This window comes from Streptomyces sp. NPDC052036 (assembly GCF_040680495.1).
In the GTDB taxonomy this organism is placed as follows: Bacteria; Actinomycetota; Actinomycetes; order Streptomycetales; family Streptomycetaceae; genus Streptomyces.
Window position 1 is genome coordinate 22,527 of record NZ_JBFAWW010000009.1, and the last position, 18,467, is coordinate 40,993.

The window sequence follows — 18,467 nt, forward strand, 5'->3', positions numbered from 1 at the left end:
TCCGCCCTCACCAGTCGGGAAGCCGCGCGGCCAGTCTTCTGCCCTGCACGCAGTTCCCCCCTCGAGAGGCGACCATGACCGATCCCGTGAGCCGCACGATCCTGCTGCTGGACATCGAGAGGTTCAGCGACCGGGACGACGTGGAGCAGGCGTATCTGCGGCGCATGCTCTACGACATCACCGACCGCACGCTGGAAGGCGCCGGCATCGACGAGACCCGGCGGCTGCGGGCCGACCGCGGCGACTCGGTGATGGCCCTCATCGACGCGAACGCCCCGGTCACGGCGTTGCTGCGGGCCCTGCTCACGGATGTCCCGGCGCATCTGCGGACGGTCAACCGCATGGCCTCCCGCTCCGCGCAGATCCGGCTGCGCGGCGTCGTCGCCACCGGCTATGTCGCGGTGGACGAGCACGACGGCTGGGTCGGCTCCGATCTGAACCACGCCTGCCGGCTGCTGGACGCCCGGCTGCTGCGCAAGGCACTGCGCGAGCGGACGAACGACTTCGCACTGTGCGTTTCGGACGCCCTGTACGCCGGGGTGGTGCGCCACGACCACGTGGGCGTCCCGGCCGCCGACTTCCACCCGGTGACGGTGGAGAGCAAGAACGGCCCCCTCACGGCGTGGCTGCACGGACCGGTCCCCGGCGCCACGGCCGCGGACGGCCGCGAAGACCACGGTGACACGGGGGCGGGGGAGGCGCCGGGCGGATCGGGGGACCGCCCGGCGCCGCGGGTGCCCCCGCGCGGCACCCCGGCCCCCGAGGGCCGCCCGGCGCCGGGCGGATCAGGGGGAGCCCCGGCGCCGGGCCCTGTCGTCACCGTCCAGGGCGGCACGTTCAGCGGGGGCCTGATCGGCGGTTCCCAGTACGGCGGCATCAGCGGCGGCCACTTCTCCGGTGACGTCGCCCTCGGCGAGGGCGGCGGACGGGAGCGGGGCGAGCGCGCATGAGCGCCCCCGAGACACCGGCTCCCCCGCGCCCGGTGCCCGATGCCGGGAGCGCGGCGAAGGACCAGCCCCCGGGCAACCCGGGCCCCTCCGGCGACACCGGGCACGACGACCGGACGGAGCCCGAGGAGCGCGACCAGCCGCAGGACGCCTGGTCGGCCCGGCGTGACCTGGTCGACCACAGCCCGCGGTCCATGAACGTCGGCGCCCGGTCCCGCTTCAGCGGCGGACTGCTCGGCGGCGACCAGCACGGCGGCATCAGCGGCGGCCACTTCTCCGGCGATGTCTTCCTCGGCAGCAAGACGGAGATCTACCAGCTCACGGCCCCCGGCTTCACCACCGCCGCCTCCGCCTCCGGCGAGATACCGGCGGCCACCCTTCAGGAGCTGTCGAGCCGGTTCGTCGCCGACGAGAAGCTCATGTCCCGGCTGCTCGGCCGGCTGCACGACGACCGCGTCCTGGTGCTGTCCGGCGGCCGGTTCACCGGTCGGCGCACCGCCGCCCTCATGCTGCTGCACCGCCTCGGCGCCCTCCCGGTGCGCACCCTGGCGCGCGACACCGGCCCGAGTGGTCTGGCCGACCTGGTCGCCGGCGAGCACCAGGCCCGCGGTCATGTCCTGTGCGACCTCGCCCCGCGCCGCGACGACCCGCTGCGCTGGACCCATCTGCTGGCCGCCCGGGACCGTCTCGCCGAACAGGACGCCTTTCTGGTCGTCACCCTCGAGCCCGGCGCGGCCCTGGACGACGTGACCGCCGAGGAGTGGCGCGCACCGGCCGCCGCGGATGTCCTCGCCGCGCATCTGCGCACCCGCACCGACGAGGAGACCGCCGCCAAGCTGCTCGACCTGCCGCAGGTCGCCGACTTCCTGGAGCGCAGCCACCAGCCGCGCGAGGCCGCCGCGTTCGCCCAGCTGCTCGGCCGGTACGCCGCCGGGGAGGTCGCCGAGCACGCGGTCGGCCAGTTCTCCCTGGTCTCGCTGGAATCCCAGGTCCAGGAGTGGTTCGAGGAGGACGACGCCTCCCTGCAACTGCGCGACAAGGCGTTCCTCGTCGCGCTGGCCGCCTTCGACGGCGGCCCGTACGCGCTGACCGCCGAACTCAGCGACCTGCTCTACCGCTTCCTTCAGGAGACCGAGAATCCGGCGTGCGTCCCCCAGGTCCCCGTCTTCGGTACGCATGTCGGCAAGCGGCTCCAACGGGCACGTGCCGAGCGGTACTCGGCGGACGAGCAGACCGAGTGGGGCCCGGTCACCCAGCAGAAGGCCCGGTTCCGCGACGAGCGGGCCTCCCTGGTGCTGCTGCGCGAGGTGTGGACCGGGCATCCGTCCGCCCGCCCGGCCCTGATCCGCTGGCTGCGCCGGCTCGCCGACGACGGCCGCCCCCTGGTCCGCACCCGCGCCGCCGCGACCGTCGCCGTCCTCGCCCGCACCGATCTGCCGTCGGCGATGGCCCTGGTCATCGAGCCATGGGGAACCTCCAAGCTGTTCCGGCACCGGCTCGTCGCCGTCAACTCCCTCACCCTCGCCCACCTCATCGACACGCCCAACATCCCGCGCATCCTCGACACCTGGTGCGAGGGCGGCGATCCGCGACTGCGCTGGGTGGCCGTACGGGCGTACGGGCTGATCGGCACGGAGCGCCCGGAACAGGCCCTCGCCGCGCTGCGCGGCGCCGTACGGCGGCTGTACGCGGACGCCCCCGACGACATCGACGGCGAGCTGGCACGGGAACTCGCCGAGGCGGTGGAGCTGCTCCTGCTGTCCTCGGCGAGCGAGACGGTCCTCGCCGAGCTGCGCACCCATCTGGACGACGACCGGGCCGTGCACGACCTCACGCTCGGCGGATTCGTCGGCGCCTGCAGGCACACCGAGAACGACGACCAGCGCTACGGCACTCCGCTGGTCCTCGGCTGGTACGCCCGCTCGGCGGCCGAGGGCGGCCCGGCCGCGCAGGGCGTCCCGTATCTGTGGCGCGCCGCCCTGGCCGACCCGCGCACCACCCGGCACGCGCTGGGCGCGCTGCGCGAGTGGGTGCTGATCGCCGACCGGTCCACGGCGGTCGAGTGGGCACTGGCCGCGCTGCTGCCCGCCCTCGTCACCACGGCCGCCGAGCACCAGCGGCTGAGCCATCTGCTGCGGACCATGCCCGGCGAGGACGGTGCTCCTCCGCCGCTGGTCGCGTCCCGTCTGCTCACCACTCTGCCCACCCGCTGACCTCCGCGCACAAGCCCGCGCACAAGCCCGCGCATCCGTCCGCGCATCCGTCCGTACGTCCGTCGGTACGTCCCGAGGAGCCACACGCACCATGCCCACCTTCCACCGCCAGCCCGAGTGGCAGCAGTCGGCGGACCGGCACACGCAGCTGGTCGACCCGGTGCTCACCGTGCGTCAGCTGTCGCGTTTCGAGTTCAACCTGAGACAACTGGTCCGTATCGACCACGCGCTCGTCTTCTCCACCCCCAAGGGTTCCTACGAGGCGTATCTGCCGCCTCGGCGCCCGACGCGCGCCGAGGTCGCCGCCAACCGGTACACCGCCGTGTACGAGGTGGACATGGGCGTGCATCCCTGGACGGCGGAACTCGCGCTGCCCAGCGACAACGACGCCTTCGAGTTCACGGCCGAGGTCGACATCTCCTGGCAGGTCCTGGACCCGGCCCGGTTCGTGGCGAGCGGTCACCGGGACGTGCCGGGACTGGTCCTCAGCGAACTCCAGCAGGCCGCCCGGCCGGTGACCCGCCGCTTCGCCGTCACCGACAGCGCGGCGGCCGAACAGGAGCTGCTCCAGGCGGTCACCGTGCTCGGGCCGCTCGGGGCACCGGCGGGACTCCAGGTCACCTGGACCCTGCGCATCAAGCGCGACAAGGCCAACATCGAGCACCAGCAGCGGTTGCAGGCCATCGACCACACCGCGGCCGAACAGGTTCGCGTGAGCCAACGGGGCATGGAGGTCGACGCCGAGGCGGACCGCCGCGGGCGGCAACAGGACTCCCTGCAGATCGAACGGGCGATGGCCTACGGCGCCCGGCAGCAGGAACTGATGCTCCAGCAGCAGCGGTGGCAGTACGAGCAGGCCCTGCTGCACAGCGGACAGCAGCACCAGCTCGCACTGCAACAGGGTCAGCAGCAGCTGGAACTCCAACAGATCGAGGCCCAGAAGGTCGCCTTCTACGAGTGGCACCTCCAGCAGGGCGGCGTGCACGCCTGGGCGCTTCACCTCGCCCAGCACCCGGAGGACTCACGGCTCGTCATGGCCAGCATGCGCGAGGACCAACTCCGCATGATCCAGGCGCAGATGGAACTCGTACGGCAGCTCCTGAGCGGTGACGCGGCGGAGGGCTACGAGCTGGAGGGGCCCAAACAACTGGCCCTCCGCACGGTCAACGACATCCTCACCCAGCGACTCCCCGGCGTCCCCCAGACCCCGCCCCCGCTGCCCGAAGCAACGGGACCGGTCTATCCGGGCGCACCCAAGCCGCCCGCGCACCCGTCGGCGGTCTCACAGGACGACGCCGCGCCGGGCGAGATGCCACCGACCGCGGCGGCCCCGGGACCCGGCACCCCGCCCGGGTTCCCGGGCCCCCAGCCGGGAACGGTCCCGGGCGGACCCGCGTTCCCCCCGCCGGTGCCGACCGCCGCGCCCTTCCCGCCACCGGTGCCGGGCGCCCCGCCGTTCACACCGCCGGCTCAAGGCGCCCCGCCATTCACGCCGTCGGCTCCGGGCGCGCCCCCGTTCACATCGCCGCCCCCGGGCGCCCCGCCCTTCGTCCCGCCGCCTCCGGGCGCCCCGCCCTTCGTCCCGCCGCCTCCGGGCGCGCCGCAGCCCTGGCAGACGGCCGTGCCGTACGGAGCCGATGGCGGGGCGCAGGATCCGCGCATCGGCGCGTACGGCCCGCAGGCCCCGGCCTGGCAGCCCCCGCCCGGCTATGGCACCACGCCCACCGTGCCCACCGTGCCCACCGGGTCCACGGTCCCGGTCGACGGCAAGGATCCCCGGGACTTCGCAGATACCTCGGACACCGAGGGCGGCGAGGGCACCGGAACGTCCACGGGACCCGGGGGGACCGGGAGCGGTACCGAACGAGGCGGCGCATGACCGCCCCCGGCCCGGCGCCCGCCCCGCCCACCGGCAGCCCCGCCGACCCCGCGGCGCGCACCCAGCTCTGTGAGCGACTCCTGACCGAGCTGCGGGCCGAGATCGCCCGGGCCGACAGCAAGGCGTCGGTCCTCGTCGCCGCCCTCGGCATGACCGCCGGTGTCTTCAGCGGCCTGCTCGCCGGGCGGAAGTGGACCCCGGCCGCGCTCTCCGGCGCGGGCACCGTGCTGTGGTGGGCCGGAGCCGTCTGCCTCGCCCTCTCGCTGTTCGCCCTGCTGCTCGCCGTCCTGCCCCGCTACCGCTCCGGGACCTGGGCGCCGGGCCTTCCCCTGTCCTACTTCGGTGACATCCAACAGGCCGTCAGGCGCGGCCACCTGGAGAGCGCGCTCGCCGACACCGAACGCCTTCCCACGGCCGGCCTGACCAGGGCGCTCACCGAGACGAGCCGGATCGCCGCGCGCAAGCACCAGTGGATCCGGGCGGGACTCGTCGCCTTCGGCTCCGGCACGGTCCTGCTGCCCGCCTCCCTGCTCATCCACTGATCCGCCGGCCCGCCGTAGCGCAGTCGTCCCCGCACCCGCATATGAAGGAAAGATCGACCATGTCCCAACCGCCCCGACCGATCCCGCCGGAGTACCCCGGCTCACCGGCCCACACCGCAGCACAGCAGCCGATACCGCCGCAGTACCCGCAGCCCGACCCCGCCGCCCCGCAGTACCCCCGGTCGGACCCCGCCCCGCACCACCCGCAGTCGGACCCGGCCCCGCAGTACCCCCAGGCGGCACCCCCGCCCCCGTATCCGACCCCGCCCGCCTACCCGCAGTCAGCCCCTCCCTCGTATCCCCAGTCACCGCCACCGCCCCACCCTCCGCAGGCCGGTCCGACTCCCCCGCCCCCCGTACCCCCCACCACGCCGCCCCTGTCCCCCGACGACCCCGCCCACCCGCACCACATCAGCACCCACCACGGCCGTGTCCACCTGTCCAAGGACCAGCGCCGCACCGACGCCACCGCCGTCGGCAACCTCCTGCTGCATCTGCCGAACTTCCTGTGCAGCCTCTTCGTGGTCGCCCTGGTCTCGGCCTTCTTCGGCAAGTTCGCCGTCCTGGTGATCCTCGCCTGGCTCGCCAGCGGCGCACTCGTGTTCCACCGCCCCACCGAAAGCGCCCTCGCGCGCCATCTGCTTCGTCTGCGCTACCCCACTCCGCAAGAGCGAGCCAAACTCGAACCCGTGTGGCGTACGGTCACGGCCCGCGCCGGGATCGAGGGCCGCACCTATGAGCTGTGGGTGGAGGACAGCGAGGGCCTCAACGCGGTCGCCGCGGCCGGCCATATCGTCGGCGTCACCCGCTTCGCCATGAACCAGCTGCCCAACGGCGAGCTGGCCGCCGTACTGGCGCACGAGCTGGGCCACCACGTCGGCGGACACGCATGGTCCTCGCTGCTCGGCTACTGGTACGCGCTGCCCGGCCGGGTCGCCTGGCGCCTCCTCAAGGCGTTCTCCGGCTTCGCGTTCAAGGTGTCGCGGGCGTTCGGCTGCTTCGGCGTCGCCTTCGTGGTGCTGTTCACGGGCGGCCTCGCGCTGGCGACGGTCAGCACGCTCTACGGGCTGCCGCTGCTGCTGCTCGGCGTCCCCTACGCGCTCGCCGCCGTCGGCCGCCGCTCCGAGCTGCGTGCCGACGAGCACGCCGCCGCCCTCGGCTTCGCCCCGATGCTGGCCGCCGTACTGCACAAGCTGCACCAGCAGGAGCAGCGGACGGCGGCCGAGCTGGCCGCTCGCAACGGAGGTGTCCCCGTGGCGGAGGGCACTCTCGGCAGGCTGCTCTCCTCGCACCCGGATTACCACACCCGGCTGCACCACCTGGAGCCCTACCTCCGGCCGGGGCACTGAGCCGGCCGCGGACCGGCCCCGGACACGCCGAAGGGCGGCCACCCACAGGGTGACCGCCCTTCGGTTCAGGCTGCTCGCTTACTGGTTGTACGGACCGTAGTCGTAGTCCTCCAGCGGCACCGCCTGGCCGGAGCCGGCGCCGAACGGCGAGTAGTCGATGTCGTCGTAGCCGACGGCCGAGTACATCGCGGCCTTGGCCTCCTCGGTCGGCTCGACCCGGATGTTGCGGTAGCGGGACAGACCCGTACCGGCCGGGATGAGCTTACCGATGATGACGTTCTCCTTGAGGCCGATGAGGCTGTCGGACTTGGCGTTGATCGCCGCGTCCGTCAGGACTCGGGTCGTCTCCTGGAAGGAGGCGGCCGACAGCCAGGATTCCGTCGCCAGCGAGGCCTTGGTGATACCCATGAGCTGCGGACGGCCGGAGGCCGGGTGACCGCCCTCCTGGACCACACGACGGTTCTCGGTCTCGAACTTCGAGCGCTCGACCAGCTCGCCGGGCAGCAGCTCCGCGTCGCCGGACTCGATGATCGTCACACGGCGGAGCATCTGCCGGATGATGATCTCGATGTGCTTGTCGTGGATCGACACACCCTGCGAGTTGTACACCTTCTGGACCTCGCCGACCAGGTGGACCTGGACGGCACGCTGGCCCAGGATGCGCAGCACGTCGTGCGGGTTGGTGGCACCCACGGTGAGCTTCTGGCCCACCTCGACGTGCTCGCCCTCGCTGACCAGGAGTCGGGCGCGCTTCGAGATCGGGAACGCCGTCTCGTCGCTGCCGTCGTCCGGCGTGATGACGATCTTCTTGGTCTTCTCGGTCTCCTCGATCCGCACGCGGCCCTGGGCCTCGGAGATCGGGGCGACACCCTTCGGGGTACGGGCCTCGAAGAGCTCGACGACACGCGGCAGACCCTGGGTGATGTCGTCACCGGCCACACCACCGGTGTGGAAGGTACGCATCGTCAGCTGGGTACCGGGCTCACCGATGGACTGGGCGGCGATGATGCCGACCGCCTCACCGATGTCGACCAGCTTGCCGGTGGCGAGCGAGCGGCCGTAGCACATGGCGCAGGTGCCGACGGCGGACTCACAGGTCAGGACCGAACGGGTCTTGACCTCCGCGACGTTACGGGCGACGAGCTCCTCGATGAGGACGTCACCCAGGTCGGTACCGGCCGGGGCCAGCACCTGACCGTCGACGACGATGTCCTCGGCGAGGCAGCGCGCGTACACGGACGTCTCGACGTTCTCCGCCTTGCGCAGCACGCCGTCCGCGCCGACCTCCGCGATCTGGAGCCGCAGGCCACGCTCGGTGCCGCAGTCCTCCTCGCGGATGATGACGTCCTGGGAGACGTCGACCAGACGACGGGTCAGGTAACCCGAGTCGGCGGTACGCAGAGCGGTGTCCGCGAGACCCTTACGGGCACCGTGCGTGGAGATGAAGTACTCCAGCACGGACAGACCCTCACGGAACGACGCCTTGATCGGACGCGGGATCGTCTCGTTCTTCGCGTTCGACACCAGACCGCGCATACCGGCGATCTGACGCATCTGCATCATGTTTCCTCGGGCACCCGAGTCAACCATCATGAAGATGGGGTTCGTCTTGGGGAAGTTCGCGTTCATCGCCTCGGCGACCTCGTTGGTCGCCTTGGTCCAGATGTTGATGAGCTCCTGAGTGCGCTCTTCCTTGGTGATCAGACCGCGCTCGTACTGCTTCTGGACCTTCTCGTCCTGCGCCTCGTAACCCTTGACGATCTCCTTCTTCGCCTCGGGAACGACGACGTCGGAGATGGCGACGGTGACGCCGGAACGGGTCGCCCAGAAGAAGCCGGCCGCCTTCAGGTTGTCGAGCGTCGCCGCCACGATGACCTTCGGGTAGCGCTCGGCGAGGTCGTTGACGATCTCGGAGAGCTGCTTCTTGCCGACCGAGTAGTCGACGAACGGGTAGTCCTCGGGCAGCAGCTCGTTGAAGAGCGCACGGCCCAGCGTGGTCTTCAGACGGAAGCTGTCACCCTGCTGCCACTCCGGCTCCCCCTCCTCCTGCACCGGCGGGGTCCAGCCGCGCGGCGGGATGGTTCCCACCGGGAAGCGGATGTCCACGGCCGACTGCAGCGAGAGCTCGCCGGCGTCGAACGCCATGATCGCCTCGGCGGTGGAGCCGAAAGACCGGCCCTCACCCTTGACGTCACGCAGCTCGCCGTCCGTGGTCAGGAAGAACAGACCGAGGACCATGTCCTGGGTCGGCATCGTGACCGGGCGGCCGTCGGCCGGCTTGAGGATGTTGTTCGAGGACAGCATCAGGATGCGGGCCTCGGCCTGCGCCTCCGCGGACAGCGGCAGGTGCACGGCCATCTGGTCACCGTCGAAGTCCGCGTTGAACGCGGTGCAGACGAGCGGGTGGATCTGGATGGCCTTGCCCTCGACCAGCTGCGGCTCGAAGGCCTGGATGCCGAGGCGGTGCAGGGTGGGCGCACGGTTCAGCAGCACCGGGTGCTCGGCGATGACCTCTTCGAGGACGTCGTACACGACGGTGCGGCCGCGCTCCACCATGCGCTTGGCCGACTTGATGTTCTGCGCGTGGTTCAGGTCGACCAGGCGCTTCATCACGAACGGCTTGAACAGCTCCAGCGCCATCGCCTTCGGCAGACCGCACTGGTGCAGCTTCAGCTGCGGACCGACGACGATCACGGAACGCGCCGAATAGTCGACACGCTTGCCGAGCAGGTTCTGACGGAAGCGACCCTGCTTACCCTTCAGCATGTCGCTGAGGGACTTCAGCGGGCGGTTGCCGGGGCCCGTGACCGGGCGGCCGCGACGACCGTTGTCGAAGAGGGCGTCAACAGCCTCCTGAAGCATGCGCTTCTCGTTGTTGACGATGATCTCCGGAGCACCCAGGTCGAGCAGGCGCTTCAGACGGTTGTTGCGGTTGATCACACGGCGGTACAGGTCGTTCAGGTCGGAGGTCGCGAAGCGGCCACCGTCCAGCTGCACCATCGGACGCAGGTCCGGCGGGATGACCGGGACGCAGTCCAGGACCATGCCCTTGGGGCTGTTGGAGGTCTGCAGGAACGCGGACACGACCTTCAGCCGCTTCAGGGCACGGGTCTTCTTCTGGCCCTTGCCGGTGCGGATGATCTCGCGGAGCTTCTCGGCCTCCTCCTCGAGGTCGAAGGACTCCAGGCGCTTCTGCAGCGCCGCGGCACCCATCGAACCGTCGAAGTACGTGCCGAAGCGGTCCCGCAGCTCGCGGTAGAGCAGCTCGTCGCCCTCGAGGTCCTGGACCTTGAGGTTCTTGAACCGGGTCCACACCTCGTCGAGACGGTCGATCTCGCGCTGCGCGCGGTCGCGCAGCTGCTTCATCTCGCGCTCGGCACCCTCGCGCACCTTGCGGCGCACATCGGCCTTGGCGCCCTCGGCCTCCAGCTCGGCCAGGTCGGCCTCGAGCTTCTTGGCGCGGGCCTCCAGGTCGGCGTCGCGACGGTTCTCGACCTGCTGCCGCTCGACGGAGACGTGCGCCTCCAGGGAGGGCAGGTCACGCGTGCGGCGCTCCTCGTCGACGTACGTGATCATGTACGCCGCGAAGTAGATGACCTTCTCCAGGTCCTTCGGGGCGAGGTCGAGCAGGTAGCCCAGCCGCGACGGAACGCCCTTGAAGTACCAGATGTGCGTGACCGGGGCGGCCAGCTCGATGTGGCCCATCCGCTCACGGCGCACCTTCGCGCGCGTGACCTCGACGCCACAGCGCTCACAGATGATGCCCTTGAAACGGACGCGCTTGTACTTGCCGCAGTAGCACTCCCAGTCCCGGGTGGGGCCGAAGATCTTCTCGCAGAAGAGGCCGTCCTTCTCGGGCTTGAGGGTGCGGTAGTTGATGGTCTCGGGCTTCTTGACCTCGCCGTGGCTCCACTGACGGATGTCGTCAGCGGTGGCCAGGCCGATCCGGAGCTCGTCGAAGAAGTTGACGTCGAGCACTATGCGTCAATCCCTCTCAGGGTCGTAAGTCTTTCGGTCTGTACGGGGGCCTGGGGGTCGGCGGGCCTTGGAGTCAGGCCCGCCGGACTCCCGTCAGACCTCTTCGACGCTGCTCGGCTCGCGCCGGGACAGGTCGATGCCGAGCTCCTCCGCAGCGCGGAAGACGTCCTCGTCGGTGTCGCGCATCTCGATGGACATACCGTCGCTGGACAGCACCTCCACGTTGAGGCACAGGGACTGCATCTCCTTGATGAGCACCTTGAAGGACTCGGGGATGCCGGGCTCGGGGATGTTCTCGCCCTTGACGATGGCCTCGTAGACCTTCACGCGACCAGTGACGTCGTCGGACTTGATGGTCAGCAGCTCCTGGAGGGCGTACGCGGCGCCGTAGGCCTCGAGGGCCCACACCTCCATCTCGCCGAACCGCTGGCCACCGAACTGGGCCTTACCACCCAGCGGCTGCTGGGTGATCATCGAGTACGGACCGGTCGACCGAGCGTGCAGCTTGTCGTCGACCAGGTGGTGCAGCTTCAGGATGTACATGTAGCCGACGGAGATCGGGTCCGGGAACGGCTCACCCGAGCGGCCGTCGAACAGCCGCGCCTTGCCGGACGGGAGGACCAGACGGTCGCCGTCGCGGTTCGGGATGGTGTGCTGGAGCAGACCCGCCAGCTCGTCCTCGCGGGCACCGTCGAAGACCGGGGTCGCGACGTTGGTCCGGGGGTCGACCTGGTCGGCGCCGATCGCCTGCAGGCGCTGCGCCCACTCGTCCGCGAGGCCGGAGACGTCCCAACCGCGGCTGGCGAGCCAGCCGAGGTGGATCTCCAGGACCTGTCCCGGGTTCATTCGGGACGGCACACCCAGCGGGTTGAGGATGATGTCGACCGGGGTGCCGTCCTCCAGGAACGGCATGTCCTCGATCGGCAGGATCTTGGAGATGACACCCTTGTTGCCGTGACGGCCGGCGAGCTTGTCACCGTCGGTGATCTTGCGCTTCTGCGCGACGTAGACGCGGACCAGCTGGTTCACGCCCGGCGGCAGCTCGTCGCCCTCCTCGCGGTCGAAGACGCGCACACCGATGACCTTGCCGGTCTCGCCGTGCGGCACCTTCAGCGAGGTGTCACGGACCTCACGGGCCTTCTCACCGAAGATCGCGCGCAGCAGACGCTCCTCGGGGGTCAGCTCGGTCTCACCCTTCGGGGTGACCTTGCCGACGAGGATGTCACCGGCGATGACCTCGGCACCGATACGGATGATGCCGCGCTCGTCGAGGTCGGCGAGGACCTCCTCGGAGACGTTCGGGATGTCCCGGGTGATCTCCTCGGGGCCGAGCTTGGTGTCACGGGCGTCGACCTCGTGCTCCTCGATGTGGATCGAGGAGAGGACGTCGTCCTGCACGAGGCGCTGCGACAGGATGATCGCGTCCTCGTAGTTGTGACCCTCCCACGGCATGAACGCCACGAGCAGGTTCTTGCCCAGCGCCATCTCGCCGTTCTCGGTGGCCGGACCGTCGGCGAGGACCTGGCCCTCGATGATCCGGTCACCCTCGTTGACGACGACCTTCTGGTTGACCGAGGTGCCCTGGTTGGAGCGGGCGAACTTGGCCAGGCGGTACGTGATGTACGTGCCGTCGTCGTTGGCGGTGGTGATGTAGTCCGCGGAGACCTCCTGGACCACACCGGCCTTCTCGGCCTTGACGACGTCGCCGGCGTCGACGGCGGAGCGGTACTCCATGCCGGTACCGACGAGCGGGGCCTCCGACTTGATGAGCGGAACGGCCTGGCGCATCATGTTCGCGCCCATGAGGGCACGGTTGGCGTCGTCGTGCTCGAGGAACGGGATCATGGCGGTCGCGACCGACACCATCTGGCGCGGCGAGACGTCCATGTAGTCCACGTCGTCACCGGCGACGTAGTCGACCTCGCCGCCACGGCGGCGGACCAGGACGCGGGCCTCGGCGAAGCGCATCTCATCGGTGAGACCGGCGTTGGCCTGCGCGATGACGAAGCGGTCCTCCTCGTCGGCGGTCAGGTAGTCCACCTCGTCGGTGACCTGGCCGTCGACGACCTTGCGGTACGGGGTCTCGACGAAACCGAACGCGTTGACCCGGCCGTAGGAGGCGAGCGAACCGATCAGACCGATGTTCGGGCCTTCGGGCGTCTCGATCGGGCACATACGGCCGTAGTGCGACGGGTGCACGTCACGGACCTCGAAGCCGGCCCGCTCACGGGAGAGACCACCCGGGCCGAGCGCGGACAGACGACGCTTGTGCGTCAGCCCGGACAGCGGGTTGTTCTGGTCCATGAACTGGGACAGCTGGCTGGTGCCGAAGAACTCCTTGATGGAGGCGACGACCGGCCGGATGTTGATCAGGGTCTGCGGCGTGATCGCCTCGACGTCCTGGGTCGTCATGCGCTCGCGGACGACGCGCTCCATACGAGCCAGACCGGTGCGGACCTGGTTCTGGATGAGCTCGCCGACGCTGCGCAGACGACGGTTGCCGAAGTGGTCGATGTCGTCGGTCTCCACGACGATCGCCTGACCGCTGTCGCCGACCGTCTCGGTCTCGCCCGCGTGCAGCTTCACCAGGTACTTGATCGTCGAGATGACGTCCTCGACGGTCAGGATGCCCGCGTCCAGCGGAGCGTCCGCACCCAGCTTCTTGTTGACCTTGTAGCGGCCGACCTTCGCGAGGTCGTAGCGCTTCGGGTTGAAGTAGAGGTTCTCGAGCAGCGTCTGCGCGGCCTCACGCGTGGGGGGCTCGCCCGGACGCAGCTTGCGGTAGATGTCGAGCAGCGCGTCGTCCTGGCCCTGGGTGTGGTCCTTCTCCAGGGTGGCGCGCATGGACTCGTACTCGCCGAACTCCTCGAGGATCTGCTCGGTCGTCCAGCCGAGCGCCTTCAGGAGGACGGTCACGGACTGCTTGCGCTTACGGTCGATACGGACACCGACCATGTCGCGCTTGTCGATCTCCATCTCCAGCCAGGCACCCCGGGACGGGATGATCTTGGCCGAGAAGATGTCCTTGTCGGACGTCTTGTCGATGGAGGAGTCGAAGTAGACACCCGGCGAACGGACCAGCTGCGACACGACGACACGCTCGGTGCCGTTGATGACGAACGTGCCCTTGTTCGTCATGAGCGGGAAGTCGCCCATGAAGACGGTCTGGGACTTGATCTCGCCGGTCTCGTTGTTGGTGAACTCGGCCGTGACGAAGAGGGGCGCGGCGTAGGTGAAGTCGCGCTCCTTGCACTCGTCGATCGAGTTCTTCGGCGGCTCGAAGCGGTGGTCGCGGAACGTCAGCGACATCGACCCGGAGAAGTCCTCGATCGGGGAGATCTCCTCGAAGATCTCCTCGAGACCGGACTTGGTGGGGACGTCCTGACCGGACTCCAGAGCCTCCTCGACCCGACTCTGCCAGGCGGTGTTCCCGAGCAGCCAGTCAAAGCTCTCGGTCTGCAGCGCGAGCAGGTTGGGAACCTCGAGAGGCTCCTTGATCTTTGCAAAGGAAATGCGCAGCGGGGCGGTGCTGGCGCCGTTGTTCGTATTCGCGGTCGAGGCAGTGCGCGAGGCGGCCAAGAGGGGGTCCTTCCGAGGGCTCGGACTCACTACGCGCGTACCGGTCCCCACCAGGCACAGAGATGGAAAGCCTCAGGTCAGAGACTCTTTATCGTCGGTGCTCAAGCGAGGGGCATCCTCCTGGTGACGGGCAGGAGGCAGCTAACAGGCAGCGCAAAGGGTCAGTGTAGCCACTTGGCACACTGATGTCCAGTGCGGGTTTGCAGGCCCACGACAGAAGCCCTCGTTGTCCCTCAACAGCTGCGGCAAGCCACGCCCTCGATGCACATCGATACTGCCCTCTTCGTCGTCGATCCATGCCTCGGATCCGGATCGTTGTGACGACGCGTCCTGAGAATTGCGCGCTGCGTGCAGTTCGTCAAGGCCCCCCATGGCCGAACCAGGTGCTGCCATCGTCACTTGCAACTGTCACCGGGGCCCTCGGGACGCACGACGAAGATCACCATACTCCCCGCGGCGACGGGTGCAAGGCAGCCGCCACCGGACCCCCCGGAACGCCGAAGAGCGACCACCCGGATGGATGATCGCCCTTCGGTGCGTTCGCGTTACAGCCCCACGAGTGAGCCTCGGCCGGAATCCCGTGGGCGCCGGCTGCGGCGTTCGAGTGAACCGGACCGGCACACGCGAAAGGGCCGTACGGAGCGAGGCTCCGTACGGCCCTTGTGAGCCCTGGGCGGGCCCGGTGGGCCGTGGTGCGGCCCGTGGGTCCCTGCGGGGACCCGGGAGGTGTTAGGTGTTACTTGACCTCGACGGACGCGCCCGCGCCCTTGAGGGCCTCGGCGGCCTTGTCAGCGGCCTCCTTGTTGACCTTCTCCAGAACCGGCTTCGGCGCACCGTCGACCAGGTCCTTGGCCTCCTTCAGGCCCAGGGAGGTCAGCTCACGCACGACCTTGATGACCTGGATCTTCTTGTCGCCGGCACCCGCGAGGATGACGTCGAACTCGTCCTTCTCCTCCTCGGCCTCGGCGGCGGCGGCCGGACCGGCCGGACCGGCGACGGCGACCGCGGCGGCGGCGGTGACGTCGAACTTCTCCTCGAACGCCTTCACGAACTCGGAGAGCTCGATGAGGGTCATCTCCTCGAACTGCGCGAGCAGGTCTTCCTGGGTGAGCTTCGCCATGATGGGCGATCCTTCCAATGAGTCGGCTGGTGCCGGATGTACATGTCTGGCGGGCGTACGTTCGGCCCGCTACGACCACCGCGTCAGGCGGCGGTCATTTCGCGAGCCGAATTACTCGGCACCGCCCTGCTCGGCCTGCTTGGCGCGAAGAGCGTCCACGGTGCGGACGAGCTTCGACGGGAGCGCCTGGAAGACCTGAGCAGCCTGGGTCTGCTTGCCCTTGAAGGCGCCCGCCAGCTTGGCGAGCAGAACCTCGCGGGACTCGAGGTCCGCAAGCTTCTTGATCTCGTCGGCGGACAGCGCCTTGCCGTCAAGGACACCGCCCTTGATGACGAGGTTCGGGTTGTCCTTGGCGAAGTCACGAAGACCCTTCGCCGACACCACCGGGTCACCGGTGACGAAGGCGACCGCCGTCGGACCGTTGAACAGGTCGTCGAGCGTCGTGATCCCGGCCTCGTTGGCCGCAATCTTGGTCAGCGTGTTCTTCACCACGGCGTACTGGGCGTTCTCACCGAGCGAACGACGCAGCGTCTTGAGCTGCGCCACGGTGAGACCCCGGTACTCGGTCAGCACGGCGGCGTTCGAGCTGCGGAACTGCTCCGCGAGCTCGGCTACCGCGGCAGCCTTGTCGGGCCTTGCCATAGAGCGTCGGCCTCCTTCCGGGTGATGTGACCGCTCGGAAGGGGCTGGGCTAAAACGAAACGCCCCGGCGCAGGCGCACGGGGCGGACTCGACCGGGCGCACACGCGGTTCACACGCGCACTCCGGGAGTACTTCCACAGTCACCTGCGCGGGTCGTCCGCAGTACAGCGGATCCTTCGGCCACCGCACCCTCAACCGAGAGCACGGCAACGACCAGCGGTCTTTGGCTTCTGTAGGAGAGTACGGGAACGGATCGCCGTGGGGCAAATCCGTTCCCGCGCTCGGCTGGGTTCAGCGTCGGGGGCTCGGCCCACGAGGCTCAGCCCGCGGGGGTCAGCCCTGCTGGGCGCCCTTCATCATCTCCGCGAGGTCGGCCGTGTCCTTGGCGGACGGGGCCGTCACCGTCACCGGCTTGTTGTAGTCGATGAAGGTGATGGTCATGTCCAGCGGTCCCTTGGCGGCGTCGCCGCGCAGCCGGAACTGCTTGGTGTGGTCGCTACCGTCGATCCACATGTCCATGGCCATCTTGTCGGCGCCCATCTTGGCGTACTGGTCGAGGCCCTTCTCGCGCTGCTCCAGGGTGGCCTTGTCCAGCTTCTGGGTCTTGAGTTGGGCACGCATCTCCGCGATGGTGATGTCGCCCTTGTAGTGCGTGGTCTTCACGCCCTCGACGGTCTCGCTGCCGACCTTCGTCACATGCTTGGAGCCGGTCAGGAACGTGGCGTCCTGGGCCGGGTTCTGGTTCGCCTGGCCCGCCGCCCCCATCTGGTCGACGTTCTTCTGCATGTCCGCGCCCAGCGCGCCCAGGTCGAACTTGATCCAGTGCTTGCCGCCCAGCTCTTTGGCGGCCTCGGCACCGGCACCGATGTACATCGCCTTGTCGACGAACCGGATCTCGACCGGGCCGTCGGTCTTCTCCTGCGACGACGTCATCTGCATGCTCATGGCGAGCGGCTTCATGGCCATTCGGGCCTCGGCCTTGATCTGGCCCGCGCCCGGCATCGTGCCGGTCATCCGGTAGTGCAGGGACGTGATGCGCTCGCTGTTCTTCGCGGCCTTGGCGACGGCCGCGGCGGGCGTCATCGCCGGCGACTCCTCGGCACTGTTGCTCTTCGAGCAGCCGACCGCTCCGCCGCCCAGGACCAGGGCCGCGAGCACCGCACCCACCGCTCCGCGCTCCACCCGGCTCCGTACAGCAAAGGTCATGATTCCCCCCAAGAGAACCCATGGTTGATCCATAGCAAGACCGCGAGCTTATCCCGAACCACTGACAGAGGCGCGTCAATTCAGTGTCAGCGGGCAGGAGACAGGAGGCAGCGGCGCTACGAGCCCCGGGTGCTCATCAGTTCCTTGAAGTCGGCGGTGTCCGCCGCCGGGGGCCGGCCGGCCGAGACCTTCACGCCGTAGTCGCGGTAGTAGGCCGTCGCGGACATCCGGCCGCTGGCCAGCTCGCCCCTCTCGACCTTCTTGACCAGCAGGTCGTGGTCGTCGACCCAGATGTCGACGGTCTCCCTGGTGACCCCGGCCTGCGCCAGCCGCTCCCTCAGCGCGGCCGCGTCCTCTCCGGTGAGGGCCGCCGGGGTGACCGTGCCCGAGTAGTGCGTGGTGCGCCGACCGCGCACCGTCTCCTCGCCCACCCTGCGCACATTCCCGGAGGCGCGCAGCAGCCGGACCGGCTGAAGCGGCGCGGTGTTGCGGAGCTGGTCCGTGAGATACGCACCCGAGCCGCCGGGCAGGGCCGCCAGGTCGTCGTAGCCGTAGCGGATCCAGTGCCGGCCCTGAAGGCGGCGGGCGAACGTTTCGCCGACCTTGGCGTAGTAGGCGTCGGGCAGCAGCCGCGCCTCCATGGAGGTGCTGCTGAGGGCGCGCATGGTGGCGGCGAGCTGTCCGCCGGTGTAGGTGATGCGGAGCGTTCCGGCCGGGTTGCCGGACCAGCCGAGCGCGCCGTCCGTCCTGAGGGAGAGCATCTCGCCCATGGCGGTCGCGGACTCGATGCGGGCGGAACCGGCCCGCACGGTTGCCTGCTCCACGGCGCGCAGAGCGGCGGCCGACCGGGGGTCGACCCGTCCTGCCGCGCTGCCGGAGGGCGCCGCTGAGGCCTTGTGGGAGTCGCGGTCGCCGGAGAAGCTGCACCCCGCCAGGGCGGACAGCGCGGCGAGAGCCGCGACCGGCAGGAGCCCGCGCCTGACGATCCTGTCCCTCATCCGTTCCCCCCTCG

General features: G+C 69.6%; 11 protein-coding genes. 5 read left to right on the plus strand and 6 right to left on the minus strand.

The window, feature by feature from the left end; genetic code table 11:
• The first annotated feature begins 74 nt into the window (after nucleotides 1-74).
• The 5 genes from AB0L95_RS15300 to AB0L95_RS15320 all read left to right on the plus strand — a co-directional run bounded on the left by AB0L95_RS15300 (nucleotide 75) and on the right by AB0L95_RS15320 (nucleotide 6,930).
• The gene (locus AB0L95_RS15300; protein WP_365161955.1) at nucleotides 75-950 is read left to right on the plus strand and encodes a hypothetical protein; all 876 of its coding nucleotides are present in this window, start codon (nucleotides 75-77) and stop codon (nucleotides 948-950) included.
• Entirely contained in the window at nucleotides 947-3,160 is a 2,214-nt protein-coding gene (locus AB0L95_RS15305) for a hypothetical protein (RefSeq protein ID WP_365161957.1), read from the plus strand. Before AB0L95_RS15300 ends, AB0L95_RS15305 begins: the two co-directional genes overlap by 4 nt.
• A 91-nt stretch (nucleotides 3,161-3,251) precedes the next feature.
• On the plus strand, nucleotides 3,252-5,039 hold the full coding sequence (locus AB0L95_RS15310; RefSeq protein ID WP_365161959.1) for a hypothetical protein: 1,788 nt from the start codon (nucleotides 3,252-3,254) through the stop codon (nucleotides 5,037-5,039).
• Nucleotides 5,036-5,581 carry a Pycsar system effector family protein gene (locus tag AB0L95_RS15315; protein WP_365161961.1) on the plus strand — a complete coding sequence of 182 codons (546 nt, stop codon included), beginning with the start codon at nucleotides 5,036-5,038 and terminating at the stop codon, nucleotides 5,579-5,581. Before AB0L95_RS15310 ends, AB0L95_RS15315 begins: the two co-directional genes overlap by 4 nt.
• A gap of 59 nt (nucleotides 5,582-5,640) precedes the next feature.
• Entirely contained in the window at nucleotides 5,641-6,930 is a 1,290-nt protein-coding gene (locus tag AB0L95_RS15320; protein WP_365161963.1) for a M48 family metalloprotease, read from the plus strand.
• A gap of 78 nt (nucleotides 6,931-7,008) precedes the next feature.
• On the opposite strand, the gene AB0L95_RS15325 is transcribed toward AB0L95_RS15320, so the two are convergent.
• The 6 genes from AB0L95_RS15325 to AB0L95_RS15350 all read right to left on the minus strand — a co-directional run bounded on the left by AB0L95_RS15325 (nucleotide 7,009) and on the right by AB0L95_RS15350 (nucleotide 18,453).
• Nucleotides 7,009-10,908: a DNA-directed RNA polymerase subunit beta' gene (locus AB0L95_RS15325; RefSeq protein WP_365161965.1), complete on the minus strand. Its 3,900-nt coding sequence runs from the start codon at nucleotides 10,906-10,908 to the stop codon at nucleotides 7,009-7,011.
• A gap of 93 nt (nucleotides 10,909-11,001) precedes the next feature.
• A complete protein-coding gene (gene rpoB / locus AB0L95_RS15330; protein WP_365161967.1) occupies nucleotides 11,002-14,487 on the minus strand; it encodes a DNA-directed RNA polymerase subunit beta in 3,486 nt (1,161 codons plus the stop codon).
• Nucleotides 14,488-15,223: 736 nt separating this feature from the next.
• The gene (gene rplL, locus AB0L95_RS15335; protein WP_365161968.1) at nucleotides 15,224-15,607 is read right to left on the minus strand and encodes a 50S ribosomal protein L7/L12; all 384 of its coding nucleotides are present in this window, start codon (nucleotides 15,605-15,607) and stop codon (nucleotides 15,224-15,226) included.
• A 111-nt stretch (nucleotides 15,608-15,718) separates the two neighbouring features.
• Nucleotides 15,719-16,249 carry a 50S ribosomal protein L10 gene (gene rplJ / locus AB0L95_RS15340; RefSeq protein ID WP_365161970.1) on the minus strand — a complete coding sequence of 177 codons (531 nt, stop codon included), beginning with the start codon at nucleotides 16,247-16,249 and terminating at the stop codon, nucleotides 15,719-15,721.
• Between the two features lie 333 nt (nucleotides 16,250-16,582).
• Nucleotides 16,583-17,455, minus strand: coding sequence for a DUF1396 domain-containing protein (locus AB0L95_RS15345; protein ID WP_365161972.1), 873 nt, complete (start codon nucleotides 17,453-17,455; stop codon nucleotides 16,583-16,585).
• A gap of 116 nt (nucleotides 17,456-17,571) precedes the next feature.
• On the minus strand, nucleotides 17,572-18,453 hold the full coding sequence (locus AB0L95_RS15350) for a hypothetical protein (protein WP_365161974.1): 882 nt from the start codon (nucleotides 18,451-18,453) through the stop codon (nucleotides 17,572-17,574).
• Nucleotides 18,454-18,467: the final 14 nt, after the last annotated feature.